Genomic DNA, 482 nt, shown 5'->3' on the forward strand with positions numbered 1-482 from the left:
CTCGGCGTCCACCCCGGACTGATCAGCCGGCTCGTCGACGAGCGCGGCTTCTCGCCCGAGGCGGCCCGCGACCTCATGCGCGGCGGCCTGTCGGTCGCGAGCGAGTACGTCGCGGACGGCGACGCGCTCGCGCTGAAGTCCGGCCGTCCCCACTACGACGTGAGCGACGCTGTGTGGGACGCGTCGAACGCGGTCACCCGCCGGGCGTTCGAGCTGGGCGCCGAGGTCGGCTGCGCGGTCCAGCTCCACACCGAGGCGACCGAGGACCTGACCGACCTCGCGGCGGTCGCCGAGGAGGTCGGACTCGATCCCTCGAAGGTCGTGAAACACTACGCCGCGGGCGAGCTGGCGGGCGTCACGCCCAGCGTGATGAGCGACAAGGAGCGGCTGGAGCGCGCCGCCGAGGCGGGCGAGCCGTTCCTGATGGAGACGGACTTCGTGGACGACCCCGACCGCCCGGGGATGGTGCTCGGCCCGAAGAC

Annotated in this window: 1 protein-coding gene; it reads left to right on the forward strand. The window is 73.2% G+C overall.

Annotated elements, in window-relative coordinates; genetic code table 11:
• A partial coding sequence (locus D3D02_RS19295) for a TatD family hydrolase (protein ID WP_199723222.1) occupies positions 1-482 on the forward strand: 482 nt, incomplete at both ends.

This window comes from Halobellus sp. Atlit-38R (assembly GCF_003665925.1).
GTDB lineage: Archaea > Halobacteriota > Halobacteria > Halobacteriales > Haloferacaceae > Haloquadratum > Haloquadratum inordinatus.